Annotated in this window: 19 protein-coding genes; 7 read left to right on the plus strand and 12 right to left on the minus strand. The window is 74.3% G+C overall.

Annotation, left to right across the window (positions count from 1 at the left end):
- Position 1: 1 nt before the first annotated feature.
- Together IF89_RS0128465 and IF89_RS0128470 are read left to right on the plus strand one after the other, a co-directional pair.
- Positions 2-1915, plus strand: a complete 1914-nt coding sequence (locus tag IF89_RS0128465) for an ABC transporter ATP-binding protein (protein WP_051807750.1) — start codon at positions 2-4, stop codon at positions 1913-1915.
- A gap of 7 nt (positions 1916-1922) precedes the next feature.
- The gene (locus IF89_RS0128470; RefSeq protein WP_030774094.1) at positions 1923-2309 is read left to right on the plus strand and encodes a VOC family protein; all 387 of its coding nucleotides are present in this window, start codon (positions 1923-1925) and stop codon (positions 2307-2309) included.
- A gap of 81 nt (positions 2310-2390) precedes the next feature.
- Here the strand turns inward: IF89_RS0128470 and IF89_RS0128475 are convergent, their stop codons facing one another.
- Positions 2391-2738 carry a hypothetical protein gene (locus IF89_RS0128475; RefSeq protein ID WP_030774097.1) on the minus strand — a complete coding sequence of 116 codons (348 nt, stop codon included), beginning with the start codon at positions 2736-2738 and terminating at the stop codon, positions 2391-2393.
- A gap of 516 nt (positions 2739-3254) precedes the next feature.
- On the opposite strand from IF89_RS0128475, the gene IF89_RS0128480 reads away from it, so the two are divergent.
- Positions 3255-3776 carry a gluconokinase gene (locus IF89_RS0128480; RefSeq protein ID WP_030774099.1) on the plus strand — a complete coding sequence of 174 codons (522 nt, stop codon included), beginning with the start codon at positions 3255-3257 and terminating at the stop codon, positions 3774-3776.
- Between the two features lie 58 nt (positions 3777-3834).
- Here IF89_RS0128480 and IF89_RS0128485 read toward each other — a convergent pair whose 3' ends face one another.
- From IF89_RS0128485 to IF89_RS0128500, 4 genes are all read right to left on the minus strand, one after another.
- The gene (locus IF89_RS0128485) at positions 3835-4818 is read right to left on the minus strand and encodes a hypothetical protein (RefSeq protein WP_051807752.1); all 984 of its coding nucleotides are present in this window, start codon (positions 4816-4818) and stop codon (positions 3835-3837) included.
- Between the two features lie 93 nt (positions 4819-4911).
- Positions 4912-5457, minus strand: a complete 546-nt coding sequence (locus IF89_RS0128490) for a cytochrome P450 (RefSeq protein WP_030774104.1) — start codon at positions 5455-5457, stop codon at positions 4912-4914.
- Positions 5458-6384: 927 nt separating this feature from the next.
- Positions 6385-7206: a hypothetical protein gene (locus tag IF89_RS0128495; RefSeq protein WP_030774107.1), complete on the minus strand. Its 822-nt coding sequence runs from the start codon at positions 7204-7206 to the stop codon at positions 6385-6387.
- A gap of 154 nt (positions 7207-7360) precedes the next feature.
- The gene (locus IF89_RS0128500; protein WP_030774109.1) at positions 7361-10969 is read right to left on the minus strand and encodes a S8 family serine peptidase; all 3609 of its coding nucleotides are present in this window, start codon (positions 10967-10969) and stop codon (positions 7361-7363) included.
- A gap of 181 nt (positions 10970-11150) precedes the next feature.
- Between IF89_RS0128500 and IF89_RS0128505 the strand changes: the two genes are divergently transcribed.
- Together IF89_RS0128505 and IF89_RS0128510 are read left to right on the plus strand one after the other, a co-directional pair.
- Positions 11151-12659: an MFS transporter gene (locus IF89_RS0128505; RefSeq protein ID WP_051807757.1), complete on the plus strand. Its 1509-nt coding sequence runs from the start codon at positions 11151-11153 to the stop codon at positions 12657-12659.
- A gap of 153 nt (positions 12660-12812) precedes the next feature.
- The gene (locus tag IF89_RS0128510; protein ID WP_030774116.1) at positions 12813-14471 is read left to right on the plus strand and encodes a GMC oxidoreductase; all 1659 of its coding nucleotides are present in this window, start codon (positions 12813-12815) and stop codon (positions 14469-14471) included.
- 162 nt (positions 14472-14633) lie between these two features.
- Here the strand turns inward: IF89_RS0128510 and IF89_RS0128515 are convergent, their stop codons facing one another.
- From IF89_RS0128515 to IF89_RS0128540, 6 genes are all read right to left on the minus strand, one after another.
- Positions 14634-15113 carry a carboxymuconolactone decarboxylase family protein gene (locus IF89_RS0128515; RefSeq protein ID WP_030774118.1) on the minus strand — a complete coding sequence of 160 codons (480 nt, stop codon included), beginning with the start codon at positions 15111-15113 and terminating at the stop codon, positions 14634-14636.
- On the minus strand, positions 15110-16192 hold the full coding sequence (locus IF89_RS0128520; RefSeq protein ID WP_030774122.1) for a dihydrodipicolinate reductase: 1083 nt from the start codon (positions 16190-16192) through the stop codon (positions 15110-15112). Before IF89_RS0128520 ends, IF89_RS0128515 begins: the two co-directional genes overlap by 4 nt.
- 70 nt (positions 16193-16262) lie before the next feature.
- The gene (locus IF89_RS47125; protein WP_167751146.1) at positions 16263-16427 is read right to left on the minus strand and encodes a DUF6126 family protein; all 165 of its coding nucleotides are present in this window, start codon (positions 16425-16427) and stop codon (positions 16263-16265) included.
- Entirely contained in the window at positions 16424-17098 is a 675-nt protein-coding gene (locus IF89_RS0128530; RefSeq protein WP_043194510.1) for a helix-turn-helix domain-containing protein, read from the minus strand. The genes IF89_RS47125 and IF89_RS0128530 overlap by 4 nt, the downstream gene beginning before the upstream one ends.
- Positions 17099-17174: 76 nt before the next feature.
- Positions 17175-17741 (minus strand): HPP family protein, encoded by a 567-nt coding sequence (locus IF89_RS0128535; RefSeq protein ID WP_234327896.1) that lies wholly within the window; start codon positions 17739-17741, stop codon positions 17175-17177.
- Between the two features lie 219 nt (positions 17742-17960).
- Positions 17961-19496 (minus strand): ATP-dependent DNA ligase, encoded by a 1536-nt coding sequence (locus IF89_RS0128540; RefSeq protein WP_030774130.1) that lies wholly within the window; start codon positions 19494-19496, stop codon positions 17961-17963.
- Positions 19497-19716: 220 nt separating this feature from the next.
- Here IF89_RS0128540 and IF89_RS0128545 point away from each other — a divergent pair, with 220 nt between their 5' ends.
- Complete coding sequence (locus tag IF89_RS0128545; protein WP_030774133.1) at positions 19717-22557, plus strand: alpha/beta fold hydrolase; 2841 nt, start codon at positions 19717-19719, stop codon at positions 22555-22557.
- Positions 22554-23450 carry an ABC transporter permease gene (locus IF89_RS0128550; RefSeq protein ID WP_420706974.1) on the plus strand — a complete coding sequence of 299 codons (897 nt, stop codon included), beginning with the start codon at positions 22554-22556 and terminating at the stop codon, positions 23448-23450. Before IF89_RS0128545 ends, IF89_RS0128550 begins: the two co-directional genes overlap by 4 nt.
- Before the next feature lie 106 nt (positions 23451-23556).
- Here the strand turns inward: IF89_RS0128550 and IF89_RS0128555 are convergent, their stop codons facing one another.
- Positions 23557-24507, minus strand: coding sequence for an aldo/keto reductase (locus tag IF89_RS0128555; protein ID WP_030774139.1), 951 nt, complete (start codon positions 24505-24507; stop codon positions 23557-23559).
- Positions 24508-24540 lie beyond the last annotated feature (33 nt).

Below are 24540 nucleotides of genomic sequence, written 5' to 3' on the forward strand. Positions count from 1 at the left end.
CATGGACATGGAAGTCACCGCTTGGACCTCACTGCACAGCGCGATCAACGCCCAGCAGGACCGTCGCCCCCTCTCACGGGCAGGTCTGCGCCGCGTGGCCGCCTTCGCCCGCCCGCACCGCCGCGGGCTTGTTCTCTTCCTCCTGCTGAGTGTGGTGACCGCCCTGCTGGCCGTGGCCACGCCGGTGCTCGCCAGCAAGGTTGTCACCGCCATCGTGGACGGCCGGGACGGCGCCGCGGTGACCCGTCTCGCCCTGCTCATCGCGGTGATCGCGGTCGCGGAGGCCGGGTTGGGACTGCTGGCGCGGCGGCTCTCCGCCACCCTCGGCGAGGGGCTGATCCTGGATCTGCGGACGGCGGTCTTCGACCACGTGCAGCGGATGCCGGTGGCCTTCTTCACCCGGACCCGGACCGGCGCCCTGGTCAGCCGCCTCAACAACGACGTCATCGGCGCCCAACGGGCCTTCAGCAACACCCTGTCGGGCGTGGTCGCCAACACCGTGACCCTGCTGCTGACCCTCACCGTGATGCTGAGCATCTCCTGGCAGATCACCCTGCTGGCGCTGGTGCTGCTGCCCGTGTTCGTCCTGCCGGCCCGCCGGATGGGGTCGCGCATGGCGGCGATGCAGCGGGAGGCGTCGGCGCTGAACGCCGCCATGGGGACCCAGATGACCGAACGGTTCTCGGCGCCCGGCGCGACGCTGGTCAAGCTGTTCGGGCGGCCCGCCGACGAGTCCGCGGAGTTCGCGGTCCGGGCGGCGCGCGTGCGCGACATCGGGATCCGTACGGCGATGGCCCAGTCGACCTTCATCACCGCCCTGACCCTGGTCTCGGCCCTGGCGCTCGCCCTCGTCTACGGGCTCGGCGGCCACTTCGCGCTGCGCGGGACGCTGGACGCCGGTGCCGTCGTCGCCCTCGCCCTGCTCCTGACGCGGCTGTACGCACCGCTGACCGCCCTGGCCGGGGCCCGCGTCGAGGTGATGAGCGCACTGGTGAGCTTCGAGCGGGTCTTCGAGATCCTCGACCTGGAACCCCACATCACGCAGAAGCCGGACGCCCGGCGGGTGCCGGAGGGGCCGGTGGCCGTCGAGTTCGACCGGGTGTCCTTCGGCTACCCGGCCGCCGACAAGGTCTCCCTCGCCTCCCTGGAGGAGGTCGCCGCCCTCGACGCCCGGGGTGGTACGCAGGTCCTGCACGAGGTGTCGTTCCGCGCCGAGCCCGGCCGGATGATCGCCCTCGTGGGCTCTTCCGGAGCCGGGAAGTCCACGATCGCCCAGCTGCTGCCGCGGCTGTACGACGCCGACGCGGGCGCGGTCCGGCTCGGCGGAGTCGACGTACGGGACCTGACGGCCGACTCGATCCGCGAGACGGTCGGCATGGTGACGCAGGACGGGCACCTCTTCCACGAGTCGGTGCGGGCCAATCTCCTGCTGGCCCGGCCGGACGCCACCGAGGAGGACATCTGGGAGGCCCTGCGCAGGTCCCGCCTGGACGGCCTGGTCGCGTCGCTGCCGGACGGCCTGGACACGGTGGTCGGGGAGCGCGGCTACCGCCTGTCGGGCGGCGAGCGGCAACGGCTGACGATCGCCCGGCTGCTGCTGGCCCGTCAGCGCGTGGTGGTCCTCGACGAGGCCACCGCGCACCTCGACTCCACCTCGGAGGCGGCGGTGCAGGAGGCCTTGGGCGAAGCGCTCGCGGGCCGGACCGCCGTCGTCATCGCGCACCGCCTGTCGACGGTGCAGGCGGCCGACCTGATCCTGGTGGTGGAGGACGGCCGGATCGTGGAACGGGGCACGCACACCGACCTGCTGGCGGCGGGCGGCCGGTACGAGGAGCTGTACCGGACGCAGTTCGCCGCGGCGGACACGCCCGTGGGCACGGAATCGGGCGGCGCGGCAGCGGTCCGGGGCGCATGATGCTGTGATGGACATCAAACTGGAACTCGTCGCCGTGCCCGTCACCAATGTCGACCGGGCCAAGGCCTTCTACGAGAAGATCGGCTTCAACGCCGACCACGACGTCACCGTCAGCGAGGACATCCGCTTCGTCCAGCTGACCCCGCCGGGTTCGGCCTGTTCGATCGCGATCGGCAAGGGGCTGACCCGGATGACCCCCGGTTCCCTCGACAATCTGCAGGTCGTCGTCACCGACATCGAAGAGGCCTACGAGGACCTGCGCGGCCGGGGGGTGGAGGTGACGGAGGTCCAGGACCTGCCGTGGGGCTCGTTCGTGTACTTCTCCGACCCGGACGGCAACGGCTGGGCCGTGCAGCAGACCACGCCGCGCACGTCGGCCGGGCCTCGGCCGTGACGCCCGCCGGCCGCGGCCGGCGCCGGGCGGGACGCCGCGTCGCACGGTGCGCCGGGCACCGTGCGGCGACGCGCGGCGGGATCAGGCCTGTGCCGCGGCGTGGTGGTGGTCGAGTTCCCACGCGTGGTGCTTGAACTCGTGGCGGAAGTCGGCGTGGTCCTCCCACTGGCGGGCGATGCCGCGCAGCACGTCCCAGTTGTGTTCGACGGACTGGTCGATGACCCGGCGGGTGGCCGGTTCGGCGGATTCCCGCTGCTCGATGAGGCCCTTGACGGCCGAGGCCTCCAGCACGGAGTTGCGCAGGGCGCGCAGCGCGCGAGAGGTGTCGTCCATCGAGAAGCCGTGCTCGCTGCCCGTCGCCTCGTCGAACAGCGGGGTGAGGCGCGCCTCGATGAAAGCGGTGATCCGCTCGAAGTGCTGCACGTCCATCGGGGCTCCCTCTCCTGCCGGACCACACCTGTGTTCCGGCGTCTCCACTGTGCCTGCTGTTCGCGGACATTATCCCCGACCGTCCCGAGGCGACTTCCGCTGATCCATCGTGAAGATCCACTGCGCGGTCTGCCCGGACATGCTGCGCTCGCGCACGGGCGGTCCGCCGGGCACGGCGCCGGCCTGCCGGATTACGGCGGGGTCGTCCTGCTCGCCGCGCCGTCTGCTGCCTCGCGGCGGTCCCGGTCCTCGCCGGCCGGGGCGCGGGCCCGGACCCGTACCACCCGTCCGGCCGCGAGGTGTTGACGTGGAGGGGTGACGGCGGCGGGACTCCACCAGGCGCATCGACTCCAGGACGCGGACGACCTCGCGCACCACCGTGCGCGTGGCGCCGGCGTGGAAGGGCGCCCTGTGGGCGAAAGGTGTGACGTTCTCGGCGCATGGCTTGAATACGTATGACGCGATGCGCTTCAGTGGTGCGGCACGACCGATGTCGACGAGGGCAGCGAGGTGGGCGTGGGCACCCAGCGCGTCGTGGTGGTGATGGGCGTGGCAGGTACGGGCAAGACGACCGTGGGCCGACTGCTCGCGGAACGGCTCGGGCTTCCCTACGCCGAGGGCGACGCCTTCCACCCGGCGGCCAACGTCGCCAAGATGTCGGCCGGCCACCCGCTCGACGACGCCGACCGGTGGCCCTGGCTGGACGCCGTCGGCGAGTGGATCCGCAACCGTGCCGGGACCGGCGGCGGCGTGATCGCCGCGTCCTGCCTCAAGCGCGCCTATCGGGACCGGCTGCGCGCCGCGGCCCCCCGGGCCGTCTTCGTCCACCTCACCGGTGACCGCCCCCTGATCGAGGAACGCATGGCGGCGCGCAGGGGCCACTTCATGCCGACCAGCCTGCTGGAGTCGCAGTTCGCCGCGTTGGAACCGCTCCAGGAGGACGAGCTCGGCGTCGAGGTCGACGTGTCCGGCTCCGCGGACGACGTCACCGAACGCGCCCTGGCCGCGCTGCGCCGGCTCTGCACCCCCGAGGACTGAGAGCCGCTTCCTCGGGGCGGCTGCCGGTCGAACGGCGCTGCTGGGAGACCCCGTTGCCCTACGGGTCCTGCAACTGGACGGCGGCCAGGGCCAGTCCGCCCGCGGCGGTGGCGCAGCGGGCGGCCAGGTGGTCGACCTCGGCACGCAGCGCCTCGGTGTCCCGGCCCTGCCATCCCGGCGTCCGGGCCGCGGCCCCGCGCAGCCGGACGGCGTGCGCGCGCAGCGCGGCGGCGTGCTCGCGCAGGCTCCCGACCTGGGGCCGCGGGCCGGTCCGGACCGGTGCGGGCGGGCAGGGCGGCCGGTCCGCCGCGACGCGGCACCGCACGGGTCCGCGCTCGGGGCCCCTGCCGCCGGAGGCGCCCGCCGTGCCGGGAGGCCGTACGGGCAGGCCCGAGCCGCGGTCGCAGAAGGCCCACAGGGCGGCCCCGAGCCCGAGGAGCGGCCGGGCCGCCTCGGCACGGCCGGTGGCCACCTGCCAGCCGGCGTGGTCGTTGAAGGGGTTCACGTCGGTCAGGGCGTGCCAGGCGAGGATGTCGGCGAACGACGGCGCCAGCACGGAGAAGGCGTGCTCGGCGCCCCGCTCGCGCATGATGCCGCGGAACAGGCGGGCGGCCTCGGCCTGCCGGCCGGCGTCGACGGCCCGCAGGACTGCGGCGGCGCCGGGGTCCTGCAGCAGTTCGGGGCGGTCGGCACTGGCGACCCGGATCCTCGCCTTGAGACCGCAGACGGCGATGCTGACGGCGAGGCTCTCCCGGCCGGCCAGGACCCCCGCGAGGCGGCCGGCGCGGGCCGCGCCGCGGCCGCGCGCGGCCCAGCCGAGGCCCGCCGGGTCGGTGAGGGTCCGCAGCAGGGTGCGCCAACCGCGCCTGCTGCGTCCCCCCATGGCGAGGGCCGCTGCGGGCAGGCGGGTGCCGAAGGCCAGGCCGGAGGCGTAGCGGGCAGCCTCGCCGACGGCATCGGCGGCGTCGGCGAGGGCGCGGCACGGGGCGTCGAGCTGGTCGACGTCCGGGGCGGGGGACGCGGAGGTCGCGGCGTCGGACATGGGTTCCTCGTGGGGGTTCGGCAGGGATCCGGTGCGGGGACGGCAGCAGCGGTACGGGGGCCTGGCCGGGGGCGGTGCTCGGCAGGCGGGTCGTCAGCGGCGGGTGAGGGTGAGCCGGACGCCGTGCGGGTCGAGCGTCACCGGCAGGGGGCCCACCGGGTCCAGAACCGGCCGGGTGCCGGTGATGCGGTGGCCGCGCAGCACCTCGGCGCAGAAGGCCGCCGTGATCATCAGGCCGAGCTGGTCGCCGGGGCAGCGGCCGCCGCCGTGGCTGAAGGGCGCCATCCGGATGTCCTGGTCGGCGCCCGGGTTCTTCCACCGGCCCGGGACGAAGACGTGGGCGGCCGGGACCCGTTCGGGGTCCCGCTGGTGGAAGGCGGCGGGCAGGAGCACGGCGGTGCCCGCCGGGTGGCGTACGCCCCGCCATTCGGTCTCGCCCCGGGTGACGCGGACCGGGTCCGGCACCACCGGGTACAGGCGCAGCGACTCCCGGACGCAGGCCCGCAGCCTCGGCAGTTCGCCCCGGGCCGGTCCGGCGGCGGCCTCGGCGGACGCTTCGGCGGCGGCCGCGTCCTGTTCGCAGGGGTGCGCGCCGAGCAGGAGCAGGGTCCGCAGCAGGGTGTCGGGCACGGCGTCCATGGCCAGCAGCCAGAGCCCGGCCTCGTCGGCGGGGTGGACACTCCCCTCGGGGTCGGCGGGGCCGGCGTGGCGGCGCGGCCGGCGAGGGTGTCGTCGCCCGCGTCCCGGACGTACTCCCGGAGGCGTGCGCCGACCCTGTCGTGCACCGACCGCGTGGCGCGGGTGCGGCTGCCGCGCAGGTGCCCGTCCTGGGCGGGCAGTTGGGTCAGCCACCAGGCGAGTTCGTCGTCCTCGGCCGCCCGGTCGCCCAGGACGGTCCGCCGGGCGGCCCGGGCCACCGTCTCGCGGGTGCGGGTGGGTTCGAGCGTGCCGGTGGCCGTCAGCCGCCGGGCCTCTTCGGCGACGACTGCGAGGATCGGTCCGGCCGCGGGGTGCACGGGCAGTCCGGGCGCGAGCACGTCGACGCTCCACCGCCGCCGTTGCGAGCGTGGTTTTGCGGGGGCGTAGCCGGTGCCGTCCTCGTCGCGGCCGGGCTCGTGGCTGTTCGAACCCGGACACCTCCGGGACGGGTCGGCCGCGAGGACGCTGACGGGTTCGGCGTAGAAGCGGCGCAGGTCCTGCGGGTCGAGCAGGACGAGGACCGTCTGCCCGGACCGGGTGCGGACGAGTGCGGGCGCCTCCCCCTGGCGTGCGCGCAGGGCGCGGAGCGCGGCGGCGCAGGCGCGCACATCGCCCGTCCGGCGGCGGTGCCGGGGGCGTGGCCGGGCGGTGCCGGAGAGCAGGGCGCCGAGGGCGGCGCACACGGTGGTCGCGGCCGCCGGGGACACGACGGCCGCGAGCGCTGGGCTCCGTACCCGGGCCTTGGATCCGTCGAGGGCAGCCCCTTGGACCGTACGCATCCGTGTACCTCCGCGACGGGAACGACGACAACGGTCGGTGACATCGGCATCACCGTACGTCCCGCCCGCGGCGCGCGCCCTCCGAGCGCTACGCCCGGGGGACACCGCCGCGGCTGCTGCTCGGGGCGGCTGCGGCCGGGGGGAAGACGGCCTCGCGGAAGGTGGTGCGCAGCGGTCCGCGGGCGGCCGGGAGGAGGAGCGCCCAGCGGCGGTGGCGCGGTGAGATCCACACGGCGGGGCCCGGCTCGGCGGGGGCGTGATGGGTCCACACGCCGTTCGGGGCGGGCTGCCAGAGCAGCCCGCGGGCGGGGCCGAGTTCGCCCGTGCGGATGCGGAGGGACTCGGCCGTCCAGGCGCGGGTGGGAGGCGGCGGGCCGGGCGTTCCGCCCGGGGTGCCCGAGCCGTTCGGGTCGCTCAGGGTGCCCGGGTCACCCGGGTCGCTCGGGTGGAGGAGGTGCGTGAGGAAGCGGGCGAGGTCGGCGAGCGGCGCGCGGAGGGTGCCGTCGGCGAGGCGGGTGCGGGTCATGCCCAGGGGGTGCCAGACGCGGGCTGCCGCGAGGTCGGTGAGGGGGCGGCCGGAGAGGTGTTCGACGAGACGGGTGAGGGCGGCCGTGCCACCGGGGTGGGTGAGCAGGTGGTGGGCGGTGGTCCCGGCGGGGGTGTCCGCCGCGGCCTCATCCCCGTAGGCGGCCAGCGGGGTGTGCAGCCGCAGCGCCCCTTCGTCGACGAGGGTGCCGACCGCCGGCCACAGGGCGAGGACGGCGGTGAGGCCGCCGACGTCGTGGCTGTCGTCCGCTCCGCCCGAACCGGCCTGGGGGCCGTCGGGGCCGCCGACGGCCCACACCGCCCCGGGATCGGCGGCCTGCACGAGGGCCCGGACAGCGTCTGCCTGGTCGCTCAGGAGCGTCATGGTCGCTCACGCTAGTGATCCGGGCGCCGGGTGCGCGGCAGGTGGCGCGCTGCGGCAGCAGCCGCCACCCGAATGGGCCGGAGGCGGGCGGCCGGGGACCGGCTGACGGGAGGGAGGGGGCGGGGCCCGGTCGGCGCCCCGCCCCCTCACGGCGTCAGCCCTTGTCGGGGCGGTCGGTCACCCGGAGGGTGTTCAGCAGGGGCTTGCCGAAGCCGGAGTGCGTCACGAAGCGGACGTTGAGCACCCCGTCCGTGACCGTGACGGTGTAGGTGCGGGTCAGGGCTTGGTAGGTGCCGGCCTCCAGGGCGATGTCGAGGGAGGGCAGGACCTGGGTGCCTTCGGCGAGGACGTCGAAGACGCGCTTGTTCGGCTTGGTGGAGGAGAGTTCGGCGAAGCCGAGCTCCACGGTGTAGGTGCCGTTCGGCACGTTGTCGAAGCGGTACTCGTACATGCCCTCGCGGGCGTTGCGGAAGAGCCGCTGCTCGTCCGTGCCGGCGATGGTGCGGCCGGTGGACTGGACGCTGCCGTTGCCCTGGTATCCGTACGAGCCGGCCGTGTACTTGCGGTCCGGGGACCAGGCGTCGCCGAGGGCGTCGGTGGAGCCGTAGCCGGAGCCTGCGTCCAGGCCGACCTGGTAGCGCGGGACGACGACCTTGACGGGGACGGTGAGGACCGGGGTGCGGCCGCTCGCCGAGGCGATCTTCAGGTCGGCGGTGAGGACCGTGCCGGGAGCCAGCCCGGCCGTGTCGACCGCGAGGGAGACCGGGGCCTTCCCGCCGGTCGGCAGGTCGCCGCTCGCCGGTGCGGCCGTCAGCCAGGCCGCGTCCTCGGACACGGTGAACGCGGTGGCGAGGCCCGGGTTGGTGAGGTCCAGGGTCCGCGTGCGCTGCTGGCCGGCCGGGAGCACGACCTCCAGCGCCGGCTGGGACGCCGTGACCCTGCCGGTGCGCAGGGACCGGGTCACCGTCGTGACGTCGGCGGCCTCGACCTCCACGGTGGCCGTGGCGGGTTCGTACTGCGGCGCCGAGAGGGAGACGGTCCGCGGGCCGGAGGGGCTCTGGACGACGTACCCGCCGTCCGCGGCCGTGGTCGCCGACACCGCGGCGTCGCCGGTGCCGACGGTCACCGTGGCGCCCGCGATGCCGTTGCCGTCGTTGGCGTCGAGGACCCGGCCCGCCACCACGCCGCTCTTGGTGGTGCGGAAGGCGATGGACAGTCCGTCGGTGATGACGGGGGTGTTGAAGGAGTACCTGAAGGCGTCGGTGCCGGTGGCGTTCTCCACTCCGACCGTCGCCGTGGAGCCGCCCTTGATGCCGGTGCCGCCCGTGCCCTTGTAGGAGTAGGTGACGGTGCCGTCCTCACCGATCGCCGCGGAGAAGGAGAACTTCTCGGCCTGCGCCGACCAGTGGGCCACCTCGCGCCATTCGATGACGTAGCTGCGGTGCGGGGCGGTGCCGGTGACCGCGGTGAGGACGCCCGAGCCGCTGCCGGCCGCGCCCACGACCAGGTCGTCCCAGAAGGGGTAGAGGGCGGCATTGGGGGTGGCCGTGCTCGGCAGGTCCCCGTTGACGTCGCCGGTGTGGTTGCCGCCGAAGCTGACGGTGCCGTTCGTGCCGATCCAGGCCTGGGCGTACGTCCTGCCGTACAGCGGCACCGGGAAGGGGAGGTCGACGCGCTCGGTGGTGTTGTCGCCGGTGAGTGCGAGCTGCCGGCTGCCCGGGGTGTACGGGCGGTCGCCGGCGGTGGCGCAGGCGTACCCGTAGCCGTCGGTGCGTTCGGGCAGGGTGACGGTGACGGTGGCGTCGCCGCCGACGGTGACCTCGGCCGAACCGGCGCTGAGGCAGCGGGAGGCGTGGGTGGCGTTCACCCGGTAGGTGCCGTGCGGCAGGGTGGCCTCGAAGCGGCCCTGGGCGTCGGTGGTCGCGGTCACCGGGGTGTCGGCGACGGTGACGGAGGCGCCGGCGACCGGTCCGGAGGCGGCGGTGACGGTGCCGGTGACCTTGCCGGACGCCGCCTGGGTGAGGGTGAGGTCGCCGGTGGCGGTGGCGTTCTCGGTCACGGTGGCGGTCGCGGTCTGCTGCCCGTAGCCGAACTTGGCGGCGGTGAGGGTGTACTCGCCCACCGACAGGGCGGGGAAGCCGTAGGTGCCGTCGGCCGCGGTGGTCGTCGTGCGGTCGATCGGGCCGTCGGCGGTGACCTTCACGCCGGCGAGGGGCAGGCCGCCGGAGCGGACGGTGCCGGTGAGGGCGCCGACCGGACCGCGGGGGGCGGCGCTGACGGCGGCGAGGACGTCGAGCCGGCCTTCGCCGAAGACGTTGTTGTCGGCGGCGCTGCCGCCGCACTGGCTGCTGTCGGTGTCCAGGGCCGTGCCGTCGAGGAGGGACTCGGTCTGTGCGATGTCCCCTTCCAGGGACGGCGCGGCGGACCACAGCAGGGCCACGGCGGCGGCGGTGTGGGGCGAGGCCATGGAGGTGCCGGAGAAGGCTTCGTAGGCGCCTCCGGGGACGGAGGAGCGGACGTTCACGCCGGGGGCGGAGATGTTCGGCTTGACGACGCCTCCGGGTCCGGCGCCGCGCGAGGAGAAGGACGCGACGGCGTTGTTGATGTCGAAGGCGCCGGAGCTGTAGGAGCTCGCGTAGTCACCGGGTGAGCCGCTGGTGGAGCAGCCGGGTCCGGCGTTGCCGTTGGAGAAGGCCGGGAAGATGCCGGCGGCCCGCCAGGTGTCGACGATCTGCTGGTACCAGGTGTCGCCCCCCGCGCCGCCCCAGGAGTTGTTGACGATGTGCGGGGCGAGGTCGGGGCGCGGGTTCTGCCCGTCGAGGTCGGTCGGGGCGACGATCCACTGGCCGGAGGCGAGGAGCGAGGCCTCGGAGCAGGAGTTGGACTCGCAGCCCTTGGCGGCGATCCACCGGGCACCGGGGGCGACGCCGATCTTGTTGGCGCCGCCGTCGTCGCCGACCATGGTGCCCATGGTGTGGGTGCCGTGGTCGTTGTTGTCGCAGGGCGCGGCGCCCGCGCACACGCCCGCCGGGTCGAACCAGTTGTAGGCGTGGGAGTACGTTCCGTCGGCGTTCCTGCCGCGGTACTGGTGGGCCACGGCCGGGTGGGTGTGGTCGACGCCGCTGTCGATGTTGGCGACGACGATGCCCTCGCCGCGGACCCCGATCCCGTCCCAGACCTGGGGGGCCTTGATCCGGTCGATGTTCCACTCCACGGCGTCGGCGACGGCCTGCTGGCGCTCGCCCTCGGCCGGCGCGGGGAGGTCGACCTTGTCGTCGGCGTCGATCCGGGCGACCTCGGGGCGCTGGGCGAGTGTCCCGGCCAGTTTTTCGCTGCCGACGACGCGGACGGCGTTGACGATCCAGTACGAGGTGTATTCGGCCCCGGCGCCTTCCAGGGCCTTGATGACGTCGGCCTGGCTGCGCGCGGCGTGGTCCTTCTTGGTCCTCAGCACGGTTTCGGCCTTGGCGGCGCGGCTCTGCTGCTGCTTCGCGGCGGTGAGGTCGGCGGCGCTGTCGAGGTAGACCCAGAAGACGGCCTTGGCGGAGCCGTCGAGCTGGGCACGGAGCTCGGGTTCTATCTTGCGCTCGGCCGCGGTCGGCGCGCCGGGGCCGGGATCCGGTGCGGCTGCGGCGACGCCCGCCCCGAGCGGCAGCAGCAGGACCGAGGTGAGGGCGGCGAGCGCCGTGCGTAAGGACCGTGCGGGCCGGGCCGGCCTTGTGGGCCGTAAGCCGTGTGAGGACCGCTTGTCGCGTTGGGCCACGTGGTGTCTCCTCGTACGCCGTGTGCGGGATGTGCGGGAAGGGTGTGCGTGACGTGCGCGGGCCATGCTGAAGGAGGCGTCATGTCCACTACAAGAGGGCCTAATGAGCCGTTCCGGTCCCCGCGTGCGGCCGGCGCGCGCCCCGCTGGCCCTTCCGCTCCGGGCGCGCCAGCCTGAAGGCATGACCGTGCCCGCCGAGCCGCCCGACGTGCCGCCCGAGCCCGCCGTCCCCCTGGCCTCGGCGCGAGGCCGGTGGATCCTGCTGGCCACGGTGCTCGGGTCGACGATGGCCATGCTCGACTCGACCGTGGTGAACGTGGCGCTCCCCCGCATCGGGGAGGACCTCGACGCCAATCTGGCGGCGCTCCAGTGGACGGTGAACGCCTATCTGCTCACCCTGGCGGGGCTGATCCTGGTCGGCGGGGCGCTGGGCGACCGCTTCGGCCGGAGGCGGATCTTCGTGCTGGGGACCGTGTGGTTCGCGGTGGGCTCCCTGCTGTGCGGGATCGCCCCGAACGCGGGGGTCCTGGTGGCCGCCCGGGCCCTCCAGGGCGTCGGCGGGGCGCTGCTCACGCCGGGCTCCCTCGCCCTGATCCAGGGCTCGATCCGGACGGGCGACCGGGGCCGCGCCGTCGGCCTCTGGTCGGGCCTGGGGGGCGTGGGCGCCGCGGTGGGGCCGTTCCTCGGCGGCTGGCTGGTGGACGGCCCGGGCTGGCGGTGGGTGTTCCTGCTGAACGTACCGGTGGCCGCGTTGTGCGTGCCGGTGGCGCTGCGGCATGTACCGGAGTCGCGGGACCCCCAGGCGCACGGCCGCTTCGACGTGGCCGGAGCCGTGCTCGGCGCGGGCGCCCTGGGTCTGGTCACCTACGCACTGATCGAGGCCTCGTCGGAGAGCGCGCCCGTGATCGCCGCAGCGGTCGGCGGCGTGCTGCTGGGCGGGGCCTTCGTCCAGGTGGAGCGGCGTCGCGCCGATCCGATGGTGCCGCCGGACATCTTCGCCTCGCGGCAGTTCACGGCCGTCAACCTCGTCACCCTGTGCGTCTACGCGGCTTTCAGCGGATTCTTCTTCCTCGTCGTGCTCCAGCTGCAGGTGGTCGCGGGGTACTCGGCGCTGGCCGCCGGGGCCGCGCTGCTGCCGACGACGCTGTTGATGCTCCTGCTGTCGGCCCGCTCGGGCGAGATCGGCGAGCGGATCGGGCCGCGCATCCCCCTCACCGTGGGCCCGCTGCTGTGCGCGGCCGGCATCCTGCTGACGCTGCGCGTGGGGCCGGGGGCCTCGTACGCGGGGGACGTGCTGCCGGCGATGGTGGTGATGGGGCTGGGGATGGTGACCCTGGTGGCTCCGCTGACGGCGACCGTACTGGCCTCGGTGGACCCGGGCCGGGCCGGCCTGGCCAGCGGTATCAACAACGCCGCTGCGCGTGCGGCCGGGCTGCTCGCGGTGGCGGCGCTGCCGCTGCTGGCGGGGATGGGGCCGGAGTCGTACCTCTCGGCGCCGCAGTTCGACGCGGCCTTCCGGCGGGCCGTGCCGTGGTGTGCGGGGGCCTTGATGGCCGGCGCCGCCGTGGCCTGGGCGACCGTACGCTCCCCCGCGGCCGGGGCGTGCCCTCCGCAGTGCCACACCCACTGCGCGCTGTCCTCCCCGCCGCTCGAACCCCGCGAGCGCGGCGACCGCGCCGCTCCCGGCTGACGCCCCCCGCCCGCCGCCCGGGCGGTGGTGAGCGCCCTGCCCCTGCGCCCGGAGGCGGCTGATCGACCGAAAGTTACCTTGACGTATGTAGTGACTTCACACGCATGCGGCAGTAGAACTCGTTCCCATTCCATCGAGAGTGAGGAACGTCACATGGGTGACAACTCCCCGCCCCAAAGAGGCTCCAATGGAATTTCACGCCGGGGCTTCCTTGGTAGAACAGGTTCCATTATCGGGGCTGCGGCCCTGGCCGGTCACATCACTCCCGCCACGGCGCAGGCCGCTGCGGCAGCCGCTGCGGCGCCGGGACCGATCGGCGACGGCGCCCGGGTACCGGTCCTGGTCATCGGCACCGGCTACGGCGGGTCGGTCGCGGCTCTGCGCCTGGCGCAGGCCGGAGTCGACGTGCAGATGGTCGAGATGGGCATGAACTGGGACACCCCGGGGCCGGACGGCAAGATCTTCCCGAAGGTCACCAGCCCGGACTACCGCTCCTTCTGGCTGCGCACCCGTACCAAGGCGCCGCTCAGCAACTTCCTCGGCTTCCCCATCGACAAGGACGTCCCCAAGTACACGGGGATCCTGGACGCCGAGGACTTCGCCGGCATCACCGTCTACCAGGGCCGCGGCGTCGGCGGCGGTTCGCTGGTCAACGGCGGCATGGCGGTGACCCCCAGGCGCGCGAACTTCGCCGCCGTGCTCCCGTCGGTGAACGCCGCCGAGATGTACGACACCTACTACCCCAGGGCCAATGCCGCGCTCGGCGTCGGGATGGTCGACCCCGCCTGGTTCGACACCGCCGACTGCTACCAGTACTCCCGCGTCGGCCGCAAGCACGCCCAGCGCTCCGGCTTCGCCTGGACGTTCGTACCCGACGTGTACGACTGGGACTACATGAAGAAGGAGGCCGCGGGCACCGTCACCAAGTCCGCCCTGGCCGGCGAGATCCTCTATGGCAACAACGCCGGCAAGAAGTCGCTCGTCCAGACCTACCTCGCGCAGGCGAGGGCCACCGGACGGGTCACCGTCTCGCCGCTGCACAAGGTCACCACCGTCTCCCCCGCCGCGGGCGGCGGCTACACGGTCGCCATCGACCAGATCAACACCACCGGAGACACGGTGGCCACCAAGACCGTGACGGCCGACCGGGTGTTCTTCGCGGCCGGCAGCGTCGGCACCAGCAAGCTCCTGGTCAAGCTGAAGGCGACCGGGGCGCTGCCGAACCTCGACGGCGAGGTCGGCAGGGGCTGGGGCGAGAACGGCAACGTCATGTGCGGCCGGGCGAACCACATGTGGGACCCGACCGGCAAGCTGCAGTCGACCATCCCCTGCTCCGGCATCGACAACTGGGACGCCGGCGGCGCCTTCGCCGAGGTCGCACCGCTCCCGACCGGGATCGAGACGTACGCCTCCTTCTACCTGTCGATCACGAAGAACCCCCACCGGGCCGAGTTCACCTGGAACGCCGCGGCGGGGCGGGCCGACCTGAGCTGGCAGACGGCCTGGAAACAGCCGTCCATCACCATGGCCAGGACCATCTTCGACAAGATCAACTCGAAGGAGGGGACGATCTACCGGACCGACCTGTTCGGCGGCAACAGGATCTGGAACGACACCCTCACCTACCACCCGCTCGGCGGCGCCGTCCTCGACCGGGCCACCGACAACTACGGCCGTCTGCACGGCTACACCGGTCTGTACGTCATCGACGGAGCGCTGATCCCCGGGAACGCCAGCGTGAACCCGTTCGTCACCATCACCGCGCTCGCCGAGCGCAACATCGAGAAGATCATCGCCACGGACCTCTCGTAGGCGCCCTCTCGCGGGCGTCACGCGCAGGCGTCCTCCGCAGACGCCTTCGGGCAGGCGTCCCTCGCAGGCCGCGTCCTCCCCCCAGCGGCCGGGGCCGTTCGGATGTGCCGAACGGCCCCTTCTTCACGTACCGCCCCCACCCTGCGCCGCACCCCGCCCGGGTCAGTGCCCGGGCAGTACGCAGACGCTGTCGAGGCCCAGCACGTGGTTGAGCCGCCCGAAGGCCAGCCAGGACCCGATGCTCATCGTGAGCTCCACGATCTCCAACTGGCTGTAGTGCGCGGTCATCCGGTCCCAGAACGCGTCGTCGAGCCCGTGGTGGTCGAGGGTGTAGCGCTCGGCGTACTCCGCCGCCAGCCGGGTGCGCTCGTCGAACGCGTCGGTGGTCCGCCACGCGGTGACCGCGTCCGCGAACTCCTCCTCGACCTTCTGGCCGTCCCGTTCGGTGCGCCAGTCCAGGCAGAAGGCGCACCCGTTGATCTGGGCGACACGCAGCCGGGCCGCTTCGAACTCGCGCAGGCCCAGGGTGGTGTGGGCGTACACCGACAGGGAGAAGTTGGCGGCGGCCATGCCGATGCCGGGGACCATGTCGCCCCACACGTACTCGATCGGGTGCTGGCCTTCGGGGATGTCGATCCTCATGACGGTTTCCTTCCGAGTCTGCCGGTGGCCGGGCGCAGCGGGACGTCGAGGGCGTCGTAGAGGCCGGGCTCCGCCTCGGTGAGCCAGTCGATGGCTCCGACGAGACGGCCGACGGCGGTGGCGTTGCCGCCCGCGGAGCGGTTGTCGCCCTCGTCGGTGGCTTCGATGGTGACCTCGATGCGTGGGCGGCCCTCGATGACGACGCGGTGCGCACCGTCGCCGCCGTCCGGCGGCACGGGCCAGTCCGGAGCGCACGAGGAGTGGATGCGGGTGACGTGCTCGATGACGATGCGGGGCTCTCCCGCGACGATGCCCTGGACCTCGAAGCGGATGGCGCCCTGGGTGCCCGCCTCGAAGTCGCCCATGGTGCGCGTGGTCACGGTGGTGTCGAGGGCGCGGCGCTCGGACGTCTCACGGATCCCGTCGAGTTCGACGCCGAGCGCCCGGGCCATCATCCGTATCTGGCCGCCCCAGACCATCGTCGGGATCGACGGCATGAGCATCATCGGCTCGAAGTCCATGGGGTGGCCCATGCCGATGAGGTTGCGGACGGAGTCCGGCTGGTCGTAGGTGGAGTAGTCGAAGATCTCCTGGCAGCGGACGGCGTCGATCGTGGTGCCGAGTCCGCTGATGAGGAGCGGGAGCACGTCGTTGCCCCAGCCGGGGTCGACGCCGGAGGCGAAGAGGGAGCCGCCGCCCTCCGCCACGGCCGCCAGCACCGGGTCGCGGAAATCCGGCGGGGCGCTGCGGTGGTCGTACAGCGGGTAGAGGGCCGGGCTGACGACGACGGCGCCCGCGCGGATCGCGCGGGTGATGTCGGCGAGGGCCTCGTCCGGCCGGATGTCACCGGACGCGGCATACACCACGGCCCGGGGGCGAGCGGCCAGTACGGCCTCGATGTCGTCGGTGGCCTCGACGCCCAAGAGGCGGTCGAGCCCGCCGAGTTCGCCCGCGTCGCGGCCGACCTTGGCCGGATCGTGGACGATGACCGCGGACAGTGTCAGCGCGGGATGGGCCGCGACGGCGCGGAGGGCCAGACGGCCGACGTTGCCGGTGCCCCAGACAACCGTGGGAATCATGCGCGGAGGGTAGCCACCGCTCCCGCACCTTTCCATAGCCGCGCGGCACCGACTCCCGCGGCCCGGGAGGTCACTGGTTCTGGCCGCCCAGGACGAAGAGGAGATAGACGAAGAAGGCGAAGAGGTGGCCGACGAAGAGGTAGGCGATCAGCCGGATGATCAGGCCGCGCGGGAATTTGGCCTCGAAGCGGGCGCGTACGCCGACGGGCTCGTCCGCAGGGGGTACGGGGGTCATGGGTGGCTCCTCGCCTGTCGATGGTGCGTCGTGGTCGCGGCCCCGCCGAGGCACACCCCGGCGAGGCTGCTCTGGAGCAGGGTGTGGACGAACAGCAGGTCGGCCCCGCCGGAGGAGGCGGCGCCGATGCGGTGCGGGGTGAGGGAGTCGAAGTGGGCACTGTCCCCCGGTTCCAGCAGGTACTCGGCCTCGCCCAGGTGCAGGCGCAGCCGGCCTTCCATGACGTACAGCCACTCCTCGCCGGGATGGACGCGCACCAGCTCGTCCGGACCGCGGCCGTGCGGGACGTGCACGCGCAGTGCCTGCATCCCGCGGCCGGCGCCGCCCGCCTGCCAGTACGTCCAGCCGTCGGCCTCGCGGGCACCGGGACCGCCGGCCCGTACGATGGGGTCGGCGACGGCGGAGGTCTCGCCCAGCAGCTCGGAGACGGTCGTCCCGTAGGTGCGGGCCAGGCCCAGCAGGAGCGGCAGCGAGGGCTGTCGCCGTCCGGTCTCCAGCCGGGACAGGTGGGCCGGCGAGAGCCGGGCCCGAGCGGCGGCGGCCTCCAGGGTGAGGCCGGCGCGGCGGCGCAGCTCGCGCAGCTGCGGTGCGACGGCGGGCAGCTCGCCGGGGGCGTCTGCGCCTGCCGGTGCGTCTGCGTCGGGCGCGCCGGGTGCGGTGCCGGGGTTCATGCCCCGATTGAGCCAGACTCTTACCTTTCTGGCAAACCGTCTTGCCTCTGAGGCAAACCATGGGGGCGTGTCGCGGTCACCACCAGCGGACCGGGTACCGGGCCGCTGCCCGGCGCGTGCGGGAGGCGGCGACAGCGCCGAGGACGAGCACCACCGTGGCGGCGAACAGCAGCGGGACGAACCGCGCGGGGGCCGGCGTCTGCAGGACCACGACGACGGCGGTGGCACAGGCGGGCGAGTGCGGGGTCCGGGCGAGGCTGGTGGCGGCGAAGGTCAGCCCCGCGGCGACGGCGGCGCTCCACGGGCTGCCGGGCGCCGTCGTGAGGACCGTGTAGCCGGCGGCGGCGCCGAGGAGGTGGGCGACGACGACGGTCCGCGGCTGGGCGGTGGGCAGGCCGGGCGTGTGGTGGAGGACGGCGGCGCTGGCCGCCATGGACGGTATGAGGACCGGTTCGCCGACCATCACCCCGAGGGCCGCGAGGGCGAGGAGCGCGGCGACGACCGCGCCGGAGCCGTGCAGGACCGCGACGGCGGCGGCCCGCGCCCGGTGCAGCCGGCCGGGCCCCCTCGGCAGGGGCACGGCGTCGCGGGCAGCCTCGGCGCCGGGGAGCGCCCGGCGGGGCAGCACGGAGTCAACTTCCACGGTGGCGGCTCCTGGCACGGCGGGTCGCGGTCACGGGCGGCGGAACGCCGGGGCGGCCCCGCCGTGGTCCGCGTGCCGGTCCTGCGGGGCCGGCACGTGGACACCCACCGTGACCCGCCGGTCTATCGCGGCCCTATGCCGTGTCGATGCCGGTCCACCTCCGGGCCCCACCGGGCATCGGCGTCCGACCGGGGTGGGGGCAGGTGCGGCCCGGCGGCGTCAGGGGGTGTTGCCCTGTGCCAGGACCGTCTCGACGGTGTCGGCCTGCTCCGCCGTCTTGTCCGGGCGGTGACGCACCACCCGCGCGAAGCGCAGCGCGACCCCGGCCGGGTAGCGCGTCGAGCGCTGGAGGCCGTCGTAGGCGATCTCCACCACCAGCTCCGGCCGTACCCGCACCGTGAACCCGTCGTCCGAGACGGCGAGCGCCCGCAGCGCCTGTGTCTGCCAGCGCAGCATCTCGTCCGTGAGGCCCTTGAAGGTCTTGCCCAGCATGGCGTGGCCGCCGTCGGCGGTACGCGCTCCCAGGTGCAGGTTCGACAGCAGGCCGGTGCGCCGGCCGTGCCCCCATTCGGCGGCGAGCACGACCAGGTCCAGGGTGTGCACCGGCTTCACCTTCAGCCACTGCTTGCCGCGCCGGCCGGCGGCGTACGGCGACTCCAGTGCCTTGACCACGACGCCCTCGTGGCCGCGGCGCAGGGTCTCGGCCCAGAACTCCACGGCGTCGGCCTGCTGCGCCGCCGGGTCCCGCACCTCCAGCCGGCCGACCCGAGCGGCTTCGGGCACGAGTGCGACGAGGGCCTCGTACCGCTCGCGGACCGGGAGGTCGAGGAGGACCTCGTCGCCGACGGCCAGGACGTCGAAGAAGTAGGTGACGACGGGGAGCGTCCGCCGGGCCGCCTCCACGTCCACCCGGGAGCCGACCCGGCTCGCGATCTCCTGGAAGGGGACGGGGCGGCCCTCGGCCGTCTGTCCGACGACCTCTCCGTCGAGGATGAACCGCTCCCCCGGCAGCGACCGCGCCAGGTCCGCCACCTCGGGCAGCCTCCCGGTGATCTCGTCGAGGGAGCGCGTGTAGACCCGTACGTCGTCCCCGTCGCGGTGGACCTGTACGCGGATCCCGTCGAGCTTCTCCTCCACCGCGCACGGGCCGAGCGCGGCCAGCGCCTCCGTGACCGACGCGGCCGTGCCCGCCAGCATCGGCTGGACGGGCCGTCCCACCCGCAGGGTCACGGCGCGCAGCGCTTCCGGCCCGTCGGCCAGGACCGCCTCGGCCACCCGGGGAAGGGATCCCTCCAGCATCACCGCCCGGCGCAGCTCGGTGGCGGGCACCCCGGCGGCCGCGGCGACGCCCTCCAGGGCCACCGCGTCGAGTGCCCCCTGGCGCACCTCCCCGGACAGCAGGCTGCGCAGGAAGGCCTGCTCGGTCTCGGTGGCCGCACCGAGCAGCCCGGCCACGATGCCGCTGCGGCGGGCGGCGGACCCGGCCCCCGCCTCCGCGACGAGTCCGCTCACGGCGGCGTCCACGTCGCGGACGGTGAGGGTGGGTTCCGTTGCCGGGGCGGTCTCCTGGCCCAGGGTGCGCCAGCCGATGCCGGGACGGCCCTGCGGAAGGCGTCCGGAGAGGTAGGAGATGACCAGCCCGGCCTCGTCGGGCGGGGCCGCGGCGAAGAGTTCCGCGAGCAGCGCGGTCTTACGGGACCGGGCGGAAGTGGCGGCGACTTCCCGGGAGACTCGGGCGACCTCGGCCAGCAGCATGCGGCCATCCTGCCGCCCGGCGGCGCGGTGCGCAGGTCGACCGCCCGTATCGGGGGGTGCGGGTGCGGAGCCCGTCGGCCGTACCGTGATCGTGTGTGCGGGGCCGGTCGGCCGTACCGCAGGTGCGGTACGCGCCGGGGACCGGCCTAATCCCTGAGAAGGTCGGTGGTTCCGCCTGTGGGTGCTCGGGGGCCGGGTACGGGGCGCTTAGGCTGCGCGTATGAAGCTCCGAATGCCCCGGCGCCGCCGCGACCGCCTCCTCGCGGGCGCCGCCGCGCTGGCCGTCGTGGCGGGGGCCGGTACGTGGACGGCCTCGTCCGCGTCCGGCGACGCGCCCGCCGTGCACCGCCGGGACCAGGTCCTGAACATGCCCGGCGCCGACATCGACACCTCCTACTTCGTCGCGGGTGACGGGGAGGCCGGTGGGACGAAACGTCCCGCGGTCCTCCTCGGGCACGGCTTCGGCGGCAGCAAGGAGGACGTCCGGAAACAGGCCGAGGGGCTGGCCCGCGACGGCTACGCCGTCATGACCTGGTCGGCGCGCGGCTTCGGCCGTTCCGGCGGCCGGATCGGGCTCAACGACCCCGAGCACGAGGTCAAGGACGTCTCCCGGCTCATCGACTGGCTCGCGGCCCGCCCCGAGGTGCGGCTCGACGCGGCCGGCGACCCGCGCGTCGGCGTGTCCGGTGCCTCCTACGGCGGGGCGGTCTCGCTGCTGGCGGCCGGTCACGACCGCCGCGTGGACGCGATCGCCCCCCAGATCACGTACTGGAACCTCGCGGACTCCCTCTTCCCGGGCGGCGTCTTCAAGAAGCTGTGGACCGGGATCTTCTTCACCACCGGCTCGGCGGGCGGGATGCAGCAGCAGGCCGGGACCGCACCGCAGGACTCCGGGACGGGCCCGCCCGACGGCGGGACCGGCCGGCCGGAGGCCGGGAGCGGGCAGCAGCCGGACACCGGCGCCGCAGCGGGGACGGGCGCCGCGCCCGGAGCCGGGGCCGGGCCCGGTGCCGCCGGCGGCACCGGTCCGGGCTGCGGGCGCTTCACCCCGGAGCTGTGCGCGATGTACGAACGCGTCGCCGTGGCCGGGAAGCCCGACGCCGAGGCGCGCACCCTGCTGGAACAGCGCAGTCCCTCGGCGGTCGGCGACCGCATCAAGGTGCCGGCCCTCATCGTGCAGGGCCAGGACGACTCCCTCTTCCCGCTGGACCAGGCCGACGCCATGGCCGCCGCCATCGCGGCGAACGGCGCGCCGGTGGCGGTGGACTGGGCGGCCGGCGGGCACGACGGCGGCATGCGGGAGACGGACCGGGTGGAGGCCCGCGTGGCCGCCTGGTTCGATCGCCACCTCAAGGGCGACGAGGGCGCCGACACCGGTCCTGCGTTCCGGGTCTCGCGATCCGGCGGGATCGACTCCACCGACGGCCGGGTGATACTCCGCGGCGCGAGCGGCGAGCGTTACCCGGGGCTGGCTGCGGGCCCGAAGGAGTTCGCGCTCACCGGCCCGGAGCAGACCTTCGTCAATCCGGCGGGCGGCGCGCCCCCGGCCCTGTCCTCGCTGCCCGGTGTCGGCGGCCGGCTGGCCTCGTTCGGGGCCGGGGTGTCGCTGGACTTCCCCGGGCAGAACGCCCGCTTCGAGTCGGCGCCCCTGACGGAGGATCTGCACATCACGGGGACCCCGACCGTGACCCTGAAGCTGAGGTCGACGGCGGCGGACGGTTCGGCCGTGCTGTTCGGCAAGGTGTACGACGTCGGGCCCGACGGGCGGCAGCAGGTGCTGCCCTCCCAGCTGGTCGCCCCACTGCGGGTGGAGAACGCGCAGCAGGGTGCGACCGTACGGCTGCGGCTGCCGGCCATCGACCACTCCGTGGCGGCCGGGCACCGGCTGCGGCTCGTGGTGGCCGCCACGGACCTCGGGTACGCGAGCCCGGCCGCCCCGGCCGCCTACACGGTGGCCGTGGAGGGCCCCCTGGCCGTGCCGGTCGCCCCGCGGGTGCGTACCGCGACGGCCGGGCTGCCCGCCTGGACCTGGGCGCTGCCGCTGGGCGCGGCGGCACTCGCGGCCGTGCTGGTCGGCTTCCGCCGGACGGGCCGCGGCGCCGCCGGGGCGCGGGGCGGCGCACCGCAGCCCGACCCGGCGCTGGCCGACGTACCGCTGGAGATCACGGGGCTGTCGAAGCGGTACGCGAAGGCCCAGGACCGCTACGCGGTACGGGACCTGTCGTTCCGGGTCGAGAAGGGGCAGGTGCTGGGGCTGCTGGGGCCCAACGGAGCCGGGAAGACCACCACACTGCGCATGCTGATGGGCCTGATCTCGCCCGACGCCGGGGAGATCCGGGTGTTCGGGCACCCCGTACGGGCCGGGGCGCCGGTCCTGTCGCGGGTGGGGGCCTTCGTGGAGGGCGCCGGTTTCCTGCCGCACCTGACGGGCCGCGCCAATCTGGAGCTGTACTGGCGGGCCACCGGCCGTCCGGCCGAGGACTCGCACATGGCGGAGGCCCTGGAGATCGCCGGGCTCGGCGACGCGCTGGAGCGGGCGGTGCGCACGTACTCGCAGGGCATGCGGCAGCGGCTCGCGATCGCGCAGGCCATGCTCGGGATGCCGGACCTGCTGATCCTCGACGAACCGACGAACGGACTGGACCCGCCGCAGATCCGGGAGATGCGGGACGTGATGATCCGCTACGCGGCCGGCGGGCGGACCGTCATCGTCTCCAGCCACCTGCTGTCGGAGGTCGAGCAGTCCTGCACCCACCTGGTGGTCATGGACCGCGGGCAGCGGGTGGCGGCGGGCGAGGTCGCCGAGATCACCGGTGGCGGGGACACCCTGCTGGTGACCCTCGACCGGCCGGTGGACGAGGTGACCGTCGAGAAGGTGGCGGCGCTGGAAGGGGTGGGGTCGGTGGTGGCCGCGGACGACGGGCTGCTCGTACGGCTCGAAGGCGCGAGCCCCGCCGGCCTGATCGCCGAACTGGTGCGGCTGGAGGTGCCGGTGACCGCAGTGGGGCCGCACCGGAGACTGGAGGACGCGTTCCTCACCCTGATCGGAGGTGCGGCGTGAGCACGGTGACGACGGAGCCGGAAGCGGGGCGCGTGGTGGCGCCGGAGACGGCACCGGGCTACCGGGCGAGCCGGACGCTGCCGCTGCGCGTGGAGGCGCTGCGGCAGTGGCGTCGGCGGCGGACGCTGGTGATGGGCGGCGTACTGGCCGCTCTGCCCTTCATCATGATCATCGCGTTTGCGGTGGGCGGCGGACCGGACAGCAGGGACGGTGGGAACGGCCGCATCACCCTGATCGACACGGCCACGGCCTCCGGCGCGAACTTCGCCGCGACCTGTCTGTTCGTGTCGGCCGGCTTCCTGCTGGTGGTGCCGGTGGCGCTGTTCTGCGGGGACACCGTGGCCTCGGAGGCGAGCTGGTCCTCCCTGCGTTATCTGCTGGCCTCTCCGGTGCCGCGGGCGCGGCTGCTGTGGAGCAAGCTGGTGGTGGCGCTGGGTTTCAGCCTGGCGGCCATCGTGCTGCTGCCGGTGGTGGCGCTGGCCTCGGGCACCGTCGCGTACGGGTGGGGGCCGCTGAAGCTCCCGGCGGGCGGCGCCCTGGCGGCCGGGGACACGGTGCCGCGGCTGGCGCTGGCGGTGGCCTTCGTCTTCGTGTCCCAGCTGGTGACGGCGGGGCTGGCGTTCTGGCTGTCGACGCGGACGGACGCGCCGCTGGGCGCGGTGGGCGGCGCGGTCGGGCTGACGATCGTCGGCAACGTGCTGGACGCGGTCACGGCGCTCGGCTCGTGGCGTGACTTCCTGCCCGCGCACTGGCAGTTCGCCTGGGCGGACGCGCTGCAGCCGCAGCTGGAGTGGGGCGGGATGGTGAAGGGGGCGGCGGTGTCGGTGGCGTACGCGCTGGTGCTCTTCGCCCTCGCCTTCCGCGGCTTCGCCCGCAAGGACATCGTGTCCTGACGGCGCGGGGTCGCCGACCGGCCGTCCGGCCGTCCGGCCGCTTGGGCGGCGAGCGCTCCCCAGGCCCCCGCGCGGGGTGCGGGGAGCGCTCGTCGGCATCGGCGTCCTACGCGGGGACGGCCGGGGCGATCGCGTCGATCTCCGCGAGGAGGTCGGCGTCCAGAGGGCGCTCACCGGCGGCCGCGTTGGCACGGATCTGCTCGGCGGAGGTGGCGCCGGCGATGACCGAGGAGCATCCGGGCCGGGCGGAGAGCCAGCCGATGGCCAGTTCGAGGACGGTGCGGTCGTGCTTCTCGGCGATCGCGGCCAGTGCCTCCACGACGTCGAGGCGCTCCTCGGTGAGGTAGGAGGTCCGGTCTTCGAGGCGGGAGCCGGCCGGGACGGGCACGCCGCGGCGGATCTTGCCGGTCAGCAGGCCGTTGGCGAGCGGGAAGTACGGGAGTACGCCGACACCGTAGTGCCGGGCCGCGGGGACCAGCTCGCGCTCGGCCGACCGCTCCAGCAGTGACCACTCGTTCTGCGCCGACACGAAGGGGACGGAGCCGGTCTCGCGGGCGGCGTGGGCGGCTTCGGCGAGCTGCCAGCCGGCGAAGTTGGAGTGGCCGATGTAGCGGACCTTGCCCTCGGCGACGAGTTCCGTGAGTGCGGCCAGCGTCTCGGCGATGGGAGTGGCCGGGTCGGGGCTGTGCAGTTGGAGCAGGTCCAGGTGGTCGGTGTCGAGGCGGCGCAGGGACTCCTCGACGGCGCGCCGGACGTAGGCGCGGCTGCCGCGGGAGCCGGCGGCCGGTCCGTACTTCATGTCGACGCCGTCGTAGCCGAACTTGGTGGCGAGGACGACCTGGTCGCGGCGGCCCTTGAGGGCCTGCCCGAGATGCTCCTCGGAACCGCCCCCGCCGCCGTAGATGTCGGCGGTGTCGAGCAGGGTGACGCCGGCCTCCAGGGCGGCGTCGACGACGTCCCGGGTCGCCCGGGCGTCGAGCCGGCTGCCGAAGTTGTTGCAGCCGAGACCGACGGCGGAAACCAGCAGACCTGAACTGCCCAGGGGGAGATAGCGCATGCGTTTTCGTTCCTCCGACTCGACGGGTACCCG

Origin of the sequence: Streptomyces sp. NRRL F-2664 (genome assembly GCF_000719345.1) — a bacterium.
Classification (GTDB): domain Bacteria; phylum Actinomycetota; class Actinomycetes; order Streptomycetales; family Streptomycetaceae; genus Streptomyces.